We start from the raw sequence: 13338 nt of genomic DNA on the forward strand, positions 1-13338 counted from the left end.
GTCTCTCCTATTTTTGACCGCGGGAGCGGGTGGGCACGTTCTTGGTCTTGAGTTTGGACGTGTCGCTGAAGAGCATGAGCTCGAACCAGTCCATGGCAAAGGAAAGGGCGACGAACTCGTCTTCAAGGATCGCCTTCTGGCGTTTTTCGTCGATCTCCAGACGGTCGAACAGACGCATCTGCACGATGAAACGCTGGAACTCGTCCACCTTGTACATGGCGAGGGTGGCCATGTGGCTCATCTTGTCGGAGACCGGGCGGCCGTCTTCACGCACGCGGGCCAGAATGTTCATGTAGCGGTCATTACTGGCGGTGTATTCGTGGAAGCCCTGATCCTGTTTCCAGGAGCTGCCGGTCCACTCGTCAGGCTCGTTGAAGCCCATGCAGTGATCTTCCTGCACGATGAAAAATTGTTCCTTGGTGCCGCCCTTGCCGTCGGGACGGGTGGCGCGGCCGAGGGGGTACATGCGGCAGGCACCGGGGCGGTCTGCGTAGATGGCACAGCCTTCGCCGGTGACGAAGTGGCAGGTGCGGGCCTTGCTGTCGCTCATGCGGAACTTGAAGACTGGAAAGTTGGTGTCCGGAGCGCGGTGCCCGACAGTGTAGACGCGCAGGAAGTCGATGGAGTTCTTATCCAAGGCTTTACGCATACGCAGGATGTCGTAAGGCGTCAGGACCATATCCAAGTCGCTGCAGCATGCGTTGAAACATTTGATGCCCGGGTAGCACTTGAAATTGTATGTCTTGCCCTCTTCCAACTCGGGGAGGGAATCGAGAAATTCTTTGGTTTCGTCGTTGCTCATGGCGGTCTCCGGGGCAAGGCCCCTGTTGTGTGGCGGCGCGGTGCAGCCCGCGTCGGAGCGTCCTCGTAGCACGGACTGGCGCAATAGCAAAGTCCGGCCCCAGGGCGCTGGGTGGCGGTTAGTCTTCCTTGGTTGTGTCTGCGGTTTCCGCAGCTTCGTCGGCCAGCGCCTGTTCCACGCCTTCCTGCGTGACCATGGAGGCGTAGGCGTCCTTGAAGATCAGGCGGGTGGCGAGCTCGTCGGCCTGTTCGCCCAGTTCCATCAGGTGTTCCAGAAAGTCGATGATGGCCAGACGGCGTTCTTCTTCACCGTGTTCGAATTCGAATTTGCAGTCGCCGCTTTCGAAATAGTGGGCCACACGCTTAAGGTAATCGATATCCAGCATGAAAGTCTCCTTCGATTGTTGAAAAGCATCCGATTGCTGCGTTGCCAGTCACAAAGCCGTCCTCGCCGTAGCGCTGCTACGACTGCGGGGACTTTGCGACTGTCGCCTTGCACTCGCACGCTTTTGAACAATCTCTTGTTTGCATTCTAATCGTGGTGGTAAGGCATGTTTTTGTGGATGGTCCCGGCGCGGTACAGCTGTTCCAGCAGGAGCAGGCGCGCCAGCTCATGGGGCAGGGTCATGTCGCTTAAGCGGATCTTGTGGCGGGCGGCAGCCTTCACTTCATCGGACAGGCCGAACGGGCCGCCGATGACAAAGACCGGACGCTGGTTGGGCGCATCGGTCCATTTCTGCAGCCGCTTGGCAAACTCGCGCGAGGTCATGCGGTCGCCGTATTCATCCATGATGATGATCACGTCGCCTTTCTTGACCTTGGAGAGGATGCCTTCGCCTTCCTTCTTGTTGCGCTCGGCATTGGGCAGTTTGGATGGGCCGTCTTTCACCATGGACTCTTCCAGCTTGAAGAAGCGGGAGAGCTTTTTCCAGTAGTGGGCGCATCCGTCCACGGAGTGTTTCTCCTTGAGCTTGCCTACCCAGATGAAGCCGATTTTCGACATGGTTCTCCTGTTCCCTTAAACGGTCTTGAGTTCGGCGGTCACTTGGCCATCCACATAGTCGATGCGGATGTAGCTGCCGCCAGCGAGCATGCCGGGGTTGATGACCTGTGTGGTCCCAACGGTATCCATGCCCTTGGCCTCATGAATGTGGCCGGTCATGACCACCTTGGGTGCGGTGCGTTCAATGAACGCGCGTACGCCCGGGCTGCCCACATGCTGGCCGCCGCCGACGACGTCCAGCTTGGTGCCGTGGGGCGGTTCGTGGATGGCCACGATGAGTTGATCAAAGGACTCGGCCTTCTCATAGGTCTGGTTCAGCCAGCTGATGAGGGTGTCCTCAGGCACTTCGCCCGGTGTGCCGAATGGCGTCGGGGTGGACAGGCCAACGCCCATCAGGCCGAGGCCCGGGGCGATTTCGCGCACGCGCAGGTGGATGTCCATATCCTGTTCCTGCAGGTACGCCTGCACAGTGTCGGTGTCCATATTGCCAGGCTGGGCCAGGATACGGGGATTGTACTTGGCCACGGCCTCAATGACGGAGCTGGCCGCCTCGCGGCTGCCCCGGTTGGTGATGTCGCCGGTGATGATGACGCCCTCAGCGTCTGCCAGATCAGGGATCAGGCTCAACATATCGGTGGATTCGTGGATGTCTCCGAAGGCGATCCAATACATATCTCAGTCTCCATATAAGAAGATGGTTGTTCGACTCGGCGCGACAGTAGCCCCAGCGCATGTTTGAGTCAAACGCCGTAAGGTAAAGATGGGGTGTATTTCGTCGGTTGATAAACACTGACATTTTGAAGCTCAGTCAGTGGAAGATTTTCAGAGCATTGGGGTGGGGGCTGTATGGGAGAATAAGGATTAGCTAATTGTCATTCATAAAGTACTTACGAAGTCTTCTATAGCCCTCGATTAAATTGATACGGAATCCCATAACACCGGGTTTTGCTTCAAATAGGTCTTGTCGATGGCTGCTCACGTTTTTTTGGGGAGGTCGAGTACTATATTTGTCTACTAAAATTGAGCCATGTGGGATTAAGTATTTGCGAAAGTTTGACTTACGGTCTGAGACATTTCGAGGTTTTCCAAATTTAACTCCATCCCCTCTCAGTTTACTATCTACATCGACCATTTGATCGTAGATGCGGCTTGCCATTATGCACAGCAAATCAAGGGCTTCATCAACACACTCTTTGACATCGTAATCTGCTTTATGTGCACTCTCTGCAACATCGTTCAAGATGCTTAGAGAGTCATTCTTGAGATAGTCGTTCATCCAACTTCCCCAAAAAACGACCTCTGGAGAACCGCTATATGTGATTCCCTGATAATAAATATGGGAACCGTCGTACTCTTTTATTTCTAATTTTCCCCCATACCCCATAACGCGCCATTTAATAACTAACTTGATAAGTTTCTTATCAAGTTGTTCAACAAGTGAATGGGTGAACGGGTACAGTTTGGAAGTTTCTTTTCCTACTATATGCAGAGGTTGAAGTTGCATGTTTTGATTCAGCTTCAGTTTCTACAAATCCACCCGCACAACCAAGCGATTTCCTTCTCGAGTAAAAGAGGGCTCGAGCTTGCCAGCGGGGGCCTTGCGGAAATGGACCACGAAGCGGAGTCGATCGGGATGGGCACCGACCACGATGTGTTTGATGGCCCCGGTGCTGGAACGGATCACGTTCTTGGTCTTGAGGTCCCATGGCTGACGCATGTCGATGACGAGGCGGCGCGGATTGGAAAGATTCAGATAAGACGTGTCGCCAACGGGACGATCACACTGCACGGTGAGAATGAATCCGGTGTCCGTGTTGGTGAGGGTGGCTGCGGTGACGGTTCCGATACCTGCCTTGGGAGCAGGAGCTGGCGTGGGCGTGGGCTTGGCTACCGGCGCAGGTTTGGGGGTGGGAGCGGGTTCGGCCTTGGGGTCCGGCTCTGGAGCTGGCTCCTCGGATACGGGCAGGTCCGGCAACTCGACAGGTATTTCTTCCTCACCGGTCGCCACGGGCTCGGACTCCTCTGCGGGCGCACCCGGTGGCGGGACAAGCGGCAGTACGGTGGGGTCCACCATGCGGCGGACTTCGGACGGAACTTCCGCGTTGGTAGAGGCAATCTGGGCGTGCAGGATGACTACTCCCAGACCGAATATGCAAATGATGACGGACAGTACCAACCGTTCGCCTACGGATTTAGACATGACACTCCCTTGAAATGGACTCTGGTCGGTATACTGGATTCAGGCGGTAATGGCAAAGGGGGCGGCAGGAAAGCGCTGCCGGGCGAATGAGGCTTAGAACTGCTCGTAAAACTCGATAAGCCTGTCGGCCACATGCTTGTCGGACCAGTGGTTTTCCATGAAGGCGCGGCTCCTTTCGCCAATGGCCTTGCAGAGATCTCGATCATTGTGGAGCTCCCGAAGCCGATCTTCCAGCTGGGGCTGATCGTAGGCGAGCACCCATGGGAGGTCGTCGGTCCTGGCAAAGTCGGCCACCTGCTGGCGATTCCAGTCGTTGAGCCCGGCGATGACAGCGAGCCCTTGCGACAACCCTTCCAGACTGCTGACGCCGTAGTAGCCCTGCATGTGATCGAACAGGACGTGGCAGCGGCGCTTGCGGGCAAGACATTCGTCGTTGGGCACGTCGTCGATCATGTCCACATCGAGGTGGATGCGTTCGCGGCCGAGGCGGCGGACAGCGGCCTCGAACTCGTCGGTGTTCTTGAGATCCTTGCGCGTGGGCGAGTGGCAGACCTTGAGCTTCTCGCGGTCATCAAAACGGCCCCACATGGGGGTGAACAGCGGTTCGTTGATGGGGACGAGGTTGGGCTGCCAGCGGGCCTCGGGCAGCTTCTTCATGAGGTCCGGGGTGGAGACGAGCAGGTTGGTGCGGCCGAGGTCCTTGTACTTGGTACGGAAGGACTCCGGGTTGGAGCGAAAATCGTGGTGGCCGTGGTGATGGTGAACAATGTGCTTCCCGGCCATGTGGTCGGCGGGGAGGTGTGGGCCAAAGGGCTGATGCTCGTCACAGGTCATGTGGAAATGAAACACGTCCGCCTTGTCCATGAGGATGCGTATCTCCTCCAGACCGTCCGGGCCGAGGTCCGGTACGTGCAGATCCTTTTCCCACGAGTGGGTATAGCGGGTTTCCAGCGTGACAAGGCGTGCCTCATGGTCAGAGTGGCGATTGATGGCCTTGCAGAACTGTATTGCGGTCCCGGCAGGATCATTGATGGCGAACATGAGGATGTTCATGGCTATCCGATCTCCTGATACACGACTTCCACGTTCTCGATGTAGTTGCGAGCCTGAGAAATCAACTCCTGCGCCTTGGGCAGGTCCTCGTCCTTGCCTGCGTTCTCAATGGCAAGGCCCAACTCGGTCAGGCGGGGAAATCCATAGGAGGTGCCGGTACCCTTGAGCTTGTGGCCAAGGCGGCTGAGGGTTTTGGGGTCGCCGTCGACAATGGCTTCATCCATCAGGCTGAGTTCTTTTTGCTGAATGGCGAAGTAGCGGTCCATGATGGGTTCGAGGTCTGCGTCTACGGTCACTTGAAATCGAGTCATTCGCGCTCCTACTGTTTGTGTTCCGTATCCTTTTCCACGGCGTGCAATTCCTTGCTCTTGTCGCCGGTCAAATCCAGTTTGTCATAGGCCCCGTCCTTGGGCAGGCGGACCGTGAAGTCGTTGAGCGTGTCCACCTGAGCCGTGGCCGTAGCCATGGCGAGGTCGAGGACATGGCCGCCCTTGGAGCGGTCTTCGGTCAGAAAATGCCAGTGGAAGCCGGGCACGCCCACGCCCTTGACGAAGGGAGGCGAGTAGATGCCCACGAGGGTCCCCTTGCCTGACAGGTTGACCACCACCTGCTGCTTCACCACTTCGGCCAGCGGCTTGTAGGGCGGCTGTTGTTTGGCAATGGCTCGCGTCTTGATGGTGGGGAAATCCGCGTCGATGCGGATGGCGTAAAAGAGATTCTCCGAGGGCAGTCGCTTCAGAAGCTGCTTGTTGAGCTCTGCCATGGAAGTGATGGCGGGCATCTCGATGTTCGCATCGTCACGGAAAAAGGCCACGGCGCCAAAGGGGATGAGGGATTGATCGTCCGGGGTGGCTGCGTGCCCGCCCGGAGCCGCGTTGTACGCCTGTCCTTCAAGCAGGATCAGCTCGCCGTTGATGCCGTTAAGGGTGCCCAGCCCGAAGTCACCTTTGAACTTGAGCTGCTCCACGGTCATCTTGCCATCGTAGAGTCCGGCCAGCAGGGCGTCGATGGTGGAGTACTGGAACAGGGTGTCCCCGGCCAGTGATGGCGCGCACAGGAAAACCAGCAGAAGTGGTGTCAGGATGAGTGTGGAGAAAAAGGACGGTTTCCGGTTGCGCTGCATGGGAGCTCCTACAGTTTGATACCTGTGCCAGACTTGGCCAGCTCTTCGTGATCGACTTTGTTGAGTTTCTTGACCCACACTTCACCTGTCTGGGTTTGGAACATGAGCTTGCGCCCTTGAGAGCCGCCTACGTCCTCCACTTGAATGGGAAGTCTGGCGAAACGAAGGAGCTTGCGGGCCATTTCGATGTTGCGTCTGCCGATGTCATAAGAGGTATGCTCCATGCCGCGTACGGCGATACCGGTGGAACCGCCGAACATCTTGATGGTCAGTTCGCGACGGGGGATGCCGATCTTGTCCATGGTCTCCAACATATTCAGGAGAGCCGAGTCCACATATCGACAAATCTGCGGATCGTGTTTACCCGCCCGTTTGGCCTCGGAGCTATCCGGGAGGAAGGCGTGGCAAATGGTGCCGATGTTCTGTTGCTTGGCATGTATGGTCACAGCGAGGCATGAGCCCAGCACTGTGGTCACCAGCGTGGGTTGAACACCGAAAAAGCAGTCACCTGTCTGCAGAAAAACCTTGGGAAGTCCCTGTCCGAGTCCTTTCATCCGTCGTCGTATCCTGATTGCGGTCCATAACGCCGATTTCGGCAGAATATCAGTGTACCTCTGTTATGCCCCAAGTCAACTATTGTATTGCGCCTTTTTCAACTGCCACGGGATGCATTGGACCAGCGCGAGGGAGAACAGGGAGAGCCCCACGGCGGCCAGAAATACGGAGCGGTAATCCACCATCCAGGCCAATCCGCCCAGTGCCGGAATGAATACGGCCGCGATGTGGTTCACGGTGAAGCCGACAGCCATGCCCGAGGCGATATCCTGCTTGTCCGCGATCTTCTGGTAGAAGGTCTTGATGCCCATGGAGAAATTGAAAAAGATGTTGTCCACCACATACAGCGCCCCGGCCAGCCATGCGGACTCGGTGTAGGCATAGCCCAGAAAGACGAGGGTCAGCATCCCGTATTCCATGCTCAGCACGGCTCGTTCGCCAAAGCGGTTCACGCCTTTGCCGATGAGGGGATTGATGAAGTAGTTGAGCACGTTGTTCACCACGAAGAGGATGGTGATGTGCTGGATGGTGTAGTCAAATTTCTGCACCAACAGGAACACGGCAAAGGCCACGAAAATCTGTCGCCGTGCGCCGCTCAGGAAGGTGAGCACGTAGTAGAGCCAGTAGCGTCCTTTGAACTGCATCTTCTTGTGCTGCATGGGCATGTCTGTGCTGGACGGGTCCTGGGTCCACGCCCACAGGCCTGCGGCGACGGCCACTGCGCCGAGCAGGGCGAACATCTCGGTGTAGCCCATGGCCTTGGCCATCACATAGATGAAACCGCCCACCGTGATGTTGGTCAGGGCTGACACGCTGCGCAGCCGTCCCATGACCAGCGGGGCTTCACTGTGCGAGAAATATTGCAGGGTCAGGGACTGGTTCATGGTCTCGAAGTAGTGGAACCCGAAGCTCATGATCAGGGTGGTGATGACCAGCCCTGTGGTGGAAGGAAACAGCCCGGTCAGGGCCACGCCCAGTCCGAGCACGGCCACGCTCAGGGCCGCCAGCCGGTGTTCCTTGATGATCAGGATGACATATAGGGCCAGCAGGGCGAGGAAGCCGGGGATCTCGCGCACGGATTGCACCACGCCGATGTCCAGGCCGGACAGGCCGCCTACTTCCACGGCAAAGTTGTTCAGCAGGGTGCGCCATCCCTGAAATCCCACATGGGCGCCCACCACGAGCACCAGCAGGAAAATATACATTCTACGCTGTTTGAGCATTTCCGGCATTATCGTCTTCGACCGACATCGGCGAGTAAAGAGTCAGATAGGGGTGCCGCCGTTGGCGGCGATGTCGGGTGATTTCGCCTCCGGCGGGCAAGGGTTCGCACCCTTGCATCCCGTGTATGCGCCTTCGGCGCGGGAAGGGCGTAACAATAGGGCTTTGAAATGGGAAAGATCAAGGATAGAATGCCCGGATGAGCAAGCCTATTATTGTCAGCGCCTGTCTGGCCGGAATCTATTGTCGATACAACGGGGACATCGAGCCCTTCCAGCCTGTGGTGGAACTCGTCCGCCAGGGCCGTGCCATTCCCTTCTGCCCGGAGGTCTTCGGCGGCCTGTCCACTCCGCGCTCACCGTGCGAGATCGCGGACGGACGTGTCATCAATGATGAGGGCGAGGACAAGACCGAGCAGTTCCAGCGCGGTGCCGAAGAAGGATTGCGGCTGGCGCAACTGGCTGGGTGTACCGAGGCCATTCTCAAGGCGCGCTCTCCCTCCTGTGGTTCCGGCGAGATTTATGACGGCTCCTTTTCCTCCACCCGCATCCCCGGTGACGGCTTTTTCGCGGCCCTGTTGAAGGAGAATGGTATCTCGGTGCGTACTGAACAGGAGCTGGAAGACTGATGACCGAGTTCTGCGGGCTGCCTTTGACCATCAAGCCGCACCCGCGTGCCCGGCGCGTGCTGGTCAAGCTCGTCCCCGGCAGGGGGCTGGAGGTGGTCGTGCCCAAGCGGTTCGACGCCCGGCTCGTGCCCGGCATACTGGACGACAAGCGGCGCTGGATCGAACGCACCCGCGACCGCATGCTGGCCGAGGGACGCGACCTCTCGGGGCTGCCCCCCGAGTTGCCGGACACCATTGATTTTCTCGCCATGGGGCGTAGCTATGCGGTCAGTTATCTGGACCGTCCGGGCCGTGTCTCGATTACAGAGAACGGGCCTCGCCTGATGGTGGGCGGTCCCCGTGAAGACGAAGCAGTATTGCTGGACGCATTGCGCCGATTCACGGCGCGCAAGGCGCGTGAATTTCTGCTGCCGCGTCTGGATCGCATCAGCAAGGGGCTGAACCTGCCTTACGAGGCGCTGCGTGTGCGTCGTCAAAAGACCCGGTGGGGGAGTTGCTCGGGCAAGGGAACCATCAGCGTCAATGCCAAGCTGCTCTTTCTGCCCATAGAACTGGCTGACCATTTGCTGCTCCATGAACTCTGTCATACCAGGCACTTGAACCATTCCCCACGGTACTGGGCGCTGGTCGCCAGGCATGAGCCGGAGTACGAGCGATTGGAGCGGGAGCTTTCCCGTGGCGGCAAATACGTTCCGGCATGGTTTGGGTAAGGTGAAATTCCTGCTTGCCAAAGCCTAATTGATGAAGATAGTCATTCTCAACCGATCTCAAAAAGGAGGTGGCAATGCGCGTGACATTTGCCGGAGTGGGCGAAGCCTTTGACGAGCGACTGGCGAATACGAGCCTGCTGGCGGAAACCGAAAAAACCTCCCTGCTGATCGACTGCGGGTTTACCGCGGCTTCTGCCTTCTGGAGTGTCGCCAGGCGTCCTCTTGAGCTGGATGCCCTCTATATTTCGCACTTTCATGGAGATCATTATTTCGGCATCCCGGCACTGCTTGTCCGGTCCATTGAGGACGGGCGCACCAAGCCGCTGACGATTCTGGGACAGCCGGGTGTAGAGCAACGAATTTGTGACCTGATGGAGATGGCGTACGTAGGTACTATGCGTAAGGCGCAATTCGGTCTTGTGTTCGTAGAGTGCGTACCGGGTTCGCCCGTTTCGATTGGCGATATGCAACTTTCCTTTGCCGTCAACGATCATCCCGTGCGGTGCCTGTCCATACGTGTGGACAGTGGCGGGAGCTCCTTTTTCTACTCAAGCGATGGTAAGCCTACCGAAGAGACCCGGGCCCTCGCAAAGGGGTGCGGTCTGGTGGTTCATGAGTCGTTTACCCTTGAGCCGAAGACTGCCGGGCACGGGACCGTGGATTCGTCCATCGACTTTGCGAGACAGGCTGGAGCCGACACTTTGGCGTTGGTACATATCCGACGAAATGTGCGTCATGACCGGATGAACGAGATTCTCCAACGATGCGAGGCGGCTGTCGACATGACTGCTGTCGTGCCGGAATCGGGGGATTGTTTAGAATTGTAAAGAAACATGAAGTTGTAACATTCAGTCTGTACACAGGGCTGAATCCCGTGCTTTGAGTGGACCTTTTCAGATTATAATAGGGTTTCACTTCAAAGCAGACCATGACATATTTATACAACTCGAAATCACAATGGCGGAGCCGTCCGAGTAAACATGAACCGGCCCGCAAGGGAATAACAATGGCGGATAAAAAATACGATTCAATACTGTATGATTTCTTCGGGAAGCAGAATGGTGTGGCCGTGCTGCTCAGTGAAGATCATATGTTCAAGAAGCTGCTTTCGAGCACCATCCATAAAATTCTTGGTTCGCGCCGGGACTGCCTCTGGGCCTTTGAAAATATCCAGCCCGGCCTGAAGAAGATTCAGGAGTGCCAGAAGAACAAGATCGAGTGCGTGGTTTTTGTCGAGCGCATGATCAACGATCATCCCAGCACCGACACCATCATTACGCTCAAGCAATTGCTTCCCGACCTGCGCATCATCGTGCTGGTCGGCGAGACCAAACGTGAGAATATCGCCTACTTCTATGAAATCGGCGTCAACAACGTCATCTCCAAGCCCGCGTCCATGAACAACATCATTGAAAAGATGGCGTTCACCCTCAAGCCGCAGGGCAAGCTCAGCGAATACATGTCTATCGGCAAGCGATTCCTGGCCGCTGGCAAGCTCAAGGAAGCCCTTGAGGTCAGTGACAAGATTCTCTCCATCAAGCCCGACAGCCCGGCAGGTCTGATGCTTCGAGGAGACGTGTTCCTCCGTGACGGAAAGCACGAGGACGCTGTTGCCAGCTACATGCGGGCTCACGAGAGTTCCCGCCTGTATCTTGAACCTCTCAAGAAGCTCGCCGCCGCCTATGAAGGTGTGGATGACGAGAAGCAGCTTGAATACCTGAACAAGCTCGATCGCCTGAGCCCGCTGAATACAGAACGCAAGACCTCCATCGGCAAGGTGCACGTCAAGCGTAACAACCTGCAGTTGGCAGAGAAGTATTTCGATCAGGCCATTGATGTCGCGACCAAGGAGGCTATGAGCCTCGTCAGTAATGTGGCGCAGCAGATCTCCGAAGCCGTGGGCCAGAACTCGCCCCAGATGTCGGAAAAGTATCTGATGAAGGTCATCGAGACCAAGGGCAGCAGCCTGACCAAGGACGATATCTCCCTCTTCAACAAGCTCGGCATTGCATTCCGCAGTCAGGGCAAGTGGAAGGAAGCCATCCAGAACTACACCCGCGCCCTGACGATCTCTCCCGATGACGAAGGGCTCCACTACAACATGGGCATGGCTTACTTCGACGGTAAGGAGAAGCGCGAAGCTGCCAACTGCTTCCGCCGCGCCCTTGAGATTAACCCTGAGTTCTACAAGCTCAGTGAAGTCGCCTCCATGAACCTTGGTACGGTATTCACCGACCTCAAGGAGCATGATCAGGCCCTTCAGTTCTACGAGAACGCTCTCAAGCTCAACCCGGATAACAAAGTTGCCCAGCGCAAGATTGAAAGCTTGAAGAAGGTCGTGGCCTAAAGCACGCATCAAAGCGGCGTCGGTTTACCGGCGCCGCTTTTTTTATGTCTTGAATTCCCCAGACTTGTCGGTGGCGCGGGCCTCACCTTGACCGTTTCTCTCCGTATCGCCTATCATAGGAGACAGGTAGGACTGTCTCTGCGGTTGTTGCTGCGAGGGGGGAGGCGTATGGTCAGCCATAAGTATGACAACATTGTCTTACGTTTTCTGGCGGAAGAAGAAGGCGTTCTGGTGCTCCTGTCTGATGACACGGTGTTCGCCCGTTCGTTGCGGGGAGTTGTTTCCCGTGATCTGGGTATCAAGGGCGATGCCCTCTACTCCTTTTCGTCGCCGCGGGAGACGTTGAACAAGTGTATCGAACTGCGGGACAACAATGTCCCTGCCGTGCTGCTGGTCGAGCGGATGCTGAATGATCGCCCCACCACTGATTTCATTATTTCACTCAAGAAAGAATGTCCTAATATCCGGCTGCTGCTTCTGACCTGGCAGGCTACGCCCGAGACCGTGGCGTATCTGTTTGAGTTGGGTGTCGGCCGCGTGCTGGTAAAGCCCGCCTCCGCCGATAAGGTCATTCAGGAACTGGCCGGGGTGATTCGTCCATCGAGCGAATTGCAGAAGCGGATGAAGAAGTGCGCCCGATTACTCAGGAATGAAGAATACGACGAGGCCCTGGAATTGACGGATCGTATCCTGCTGCTCAAGCCGAGCAGTGCACGCGGTCTGGCCATGCGTGGCGATGCCCTCATGGGTATCGGCGAGACCGATCAGGCGGTGCAATCGTACATGGCCGCCCACGAAGCCAAGCCCATCTTCATGGCGCCGCTTATCAAGCTGGCCACGGCCTTCAGGGAGATGGAGGACGAGCGCGCCCTCAGCTACATGAAGATGCTGGACGAGATCAGTCCCCTCAACCCCGAGCGGAAGATCGACATCGCCGAGCAGCATCTCAAGCGTAACGAGCCCGAGGAGGCCGAAGCCTACATGGATCGCGGCGTGGAGATGGCCGAGCAGGAGACCCTGTCCATGGTGAGCGATTTGACCGAGCGCATCGTGGACGCCGTTTCGGGCGTGGCTCCCAATCTGGCGGTGAAGTATCTGAACCGCGTCATCGACAACAAGCGTGTTCTGGGCCGTGACGATCTGGTGCATTTCAACCGACTGGGCATTATCCTGCGTGGCGAAGGCAAGTGGCAGGAGGCTGTGCAGGTCTACGAGAAGGCCCTTGAGATCGTGACCGATGATCCGGTCGTGCACTACAATATGGGGCTTGCCTATTGGGAAGGTAACGAACGAATGAAGGCGGTCCAGTGTTTCGAGCGCGCCATGGACATGAATCGTGAGTTCTATCGCGGTAGTGTGGGGGCGGCTCTCAACATAGGCTCGCTCTATCTCGATTTGCGCCAGTATCAGGACGCCGAGCCGTTTTTTGAGCATGTGCTTGAGATTGATCCCGAGAACCGCACCGCCCGCAAGCGTCTCAAGGATGCCCGGGATCGTATCCCGCCACAGTACAAGCGTGCAGAACGGGAGAAGAAGGAAAGCGCCTCTTCTGGTGGTGCCTACGACATGGACGCCCTCGTCGGTGGCGGGTCCAGCCGCAAGGCCTCCAAGTCAACCAAGTCAAGAAAGTCACGCAAGTCCGGCAAGCGCTCCGGTGGGTCGGTGGAGCTTAATTTTTAGTGAAGAGGAATAGGAAG

General features: G+C 57.0%; 16 protein-coding genes. 5 read left to right on the plus strand and 11 right to left on the minus strand.

Annotated elements, in window-relative coordinates:
- Window positions 1–7: 7 nt before the first annotated feature.
- The 11 genes from HFN16_RS07815 to HFN16_RS07865 form a co-directional block, all read right to left on the minus strand.
- On the minus strand, window positions 8–802 hold the full coding sequence (locus HFN16_RS07815; RefSeq protein WP_168890223.1) for a YkgJ family cysteine cluster protein: 795 nt from the start codon (window positions 800–802) through the stop codon (window positions 8–10).
- Window positions 803–920: 118 nt separating this feature from the next.
- On the minus strand, window positions 921–1187 hold the full coding sequence (locus HFN16_RS07820; protein WP_168890224.1) for a hypothetical protein: 267 nt from the start codon (window positions 1185–1187) through the stop codon (window positions 921–923).
- A 146-nt stretch (window positions 1188–1333) separates the two neighbouring features.
- On the minus strand, window positions 1334–1804 hold the full coding sequence (locus tag HFN16_RS07825) for a 23S rRNA (pseudouridine(1915)-N(3))-methyltransferase RlmH (RefSeq protein WP_168890225.1): 471 nt from the start codon (window positions 1802–1804) through the stop codon (window positions 1334–1336).
- A 15-nt stretch (window positions 1805–1819) separates the two neighbouring features.
- The gene (locus HFN16_RS07830) at window positions 1820–2476 is read right to left on the minus strand and encodes a metallophosphoesterase (protein ID WP_168890226.1); all 657 of its coding nucleotides are present in this window, start codon (window positions 2474–2476) and stop codon (window positions 1820–1822) included.
- 193 nt (window positions 2477–2669) lie between these two features.
- Window positions 2670–3308 carry a hypothetical protein gene (locus tag HFN16_RS07835; RefSeq protein WP_168890227.1) on the minus strand — a complete coding sequence of 213 codons (639 nt, stop codon included), beginning with the start codon at window positions 3306–3308 and terminating at the stop codon, window positions 2670–2672.
- 21 nt (window positions 3309–3329) lie between these two features.
- Entirely contained in the window at window positions 3330–4004 is a 675-nt protein-coding gene (locus tag HFN16_RS18970) for an AMIN domain-containing protein (RefSeq protein WP_168890228.1), read from the minus strand.
- 93 nt (window positions 4005–4097) lie between these two features.
- Window positions 4098–5057, minus strand: a complete 960-nt coding sequence (locus tag HFN16_RS07845) for a glycosyltransferase family 4 protein (protein ID WP_168890229.1) — start codon at window positions 5055–5057, stop codon at window positions 4098–4100.
- A 2-nt stretch (window positions 5058–5059) separates the two neighbouring features.
- Window positions 5060–5368, minus strand: coding sequence for an Hpt domain-containing protein (locus HFN16_RS07850; RefSeq protein ID WP_168890230.1), 309 nt, complete (start codon window positions 5366–5368; stop codon window positions 5060–5062).
- 8 nt (window positions 5369–5376) lie between these two features.
- The gene (budA, locus tag HFN16_RS07855; protein ID WP_168890231.1) at window positions 5377–6180 is read right to left on the minus strand and encodes an acetolactate decarboxylase; all 804 of its coding nucleotides are present in this window, start codon (window positions 6178–6180) and stop codon (window positions 5377–5379) included.
- A gap of 8 nt (window positions 6181–6188) precedes the next feature.
- The gene (locus HFN16_RS07860; RefSeq protein WP_168890232.1) at window positions 6189–6734 is read right to left on the minus strand and encodes a chemotaxis protein CheD; all 546 of its coding nucleotides are present in this window, start codon (window positions 6732–6734) and stop codon (window positions 6189–6191) included.
- 75 nt (window positions 6735–6809) lie between these two features.
- Entirely contained in the window at window positions 6810–7967 is a 1158-nt protein-coding gene (locus tag HFN16_RS07865) for an MFS transporter (protein WP_168890233.1), read from the minus strand.
- A 188-nt stretch (window positions 7968–8155) separates the two neighbouring features.
- On the opposite strand from HFN16_RS07865, the gene HFN16_RS07870 reads away from it, so the two are divergent.
- The 5 genes from HFN16_RS07870 to HFN16_RS07890 all read left to right on the plus strand — a co-directional run bounded on the left by HFN16_RS07870 (window position 8156) and on the right by HFN16_RS07890 (window position 13321).
- Window positions 8156–8584: a DUF523 domain-containing protein gene (locus tag HFN16_RS07870; RefSeq protein WP_168890234.1), complete on the plus strand. Its 429-nt coding sequence runs from the start codon at window positions 8156–8158 to the stop codon at window positions 8582–8584.
- A 98-nt stretch (window positions 8585–8682) separates the two neighbouring features.
- A complete protein-coding gene (locus HFN16_RS07875) occupies window positions 8683–9294 on the plus strand; it encodes a SprT family zinc-dependent metalloprotease (protein ID WP_247648477.1) in 612 nt (203 codons plus the stop codon).
- Between the two features lie 74 nt (window positions 9295–9368).
- Entirely contained in the window at window positions 9369–10121 is a 753-nt protein-coding gene (locus HFN16_RS07880) for an MBL fold metallo-hydrolase (protein ID WP_168890236.1), read from the plus strand.
- A 179-nt stretch (window positions 10122–10300) separates the two neighbouring features.
- Window positions 10301–11641: a tetratricopeptide repeat protein gene (locus tag HFN16_RS07885; RefSeq protein WP_168890237.1), complete on the plus strand. Its 1341-nt coding sequence runs from the start codon at window positions 10301–10303 to the stop codon at window positions 11639–11641.
- A gap of 168 nt (window positions 11642–11809) precedes the next feature.
- Window positions 11810–13321 carry a tetratricopeptide repeat protein gene (locus tag HFN16_RS07890; protein WP_168890238.1) on the plus strand — a complete coding sequence of 504 codons (1512 nt, stop codon included), beginning with the start codon at window positions 11810–11812 and terminating at the stop codon, window positions 13319–13321.
- Window positions 13322–13338 lie beyond the last annotated feature (17 nt).

Source organism: Pseudodesulfovibrio sp. zrk46 (assembly GCF_012516435.1).
Lineage (GTDB): Bacteria > Desulfobacterota > Desulfovibrionia > Desulfovibrionales > Desulfovibrionaceae > Pseudodesulfovibrio.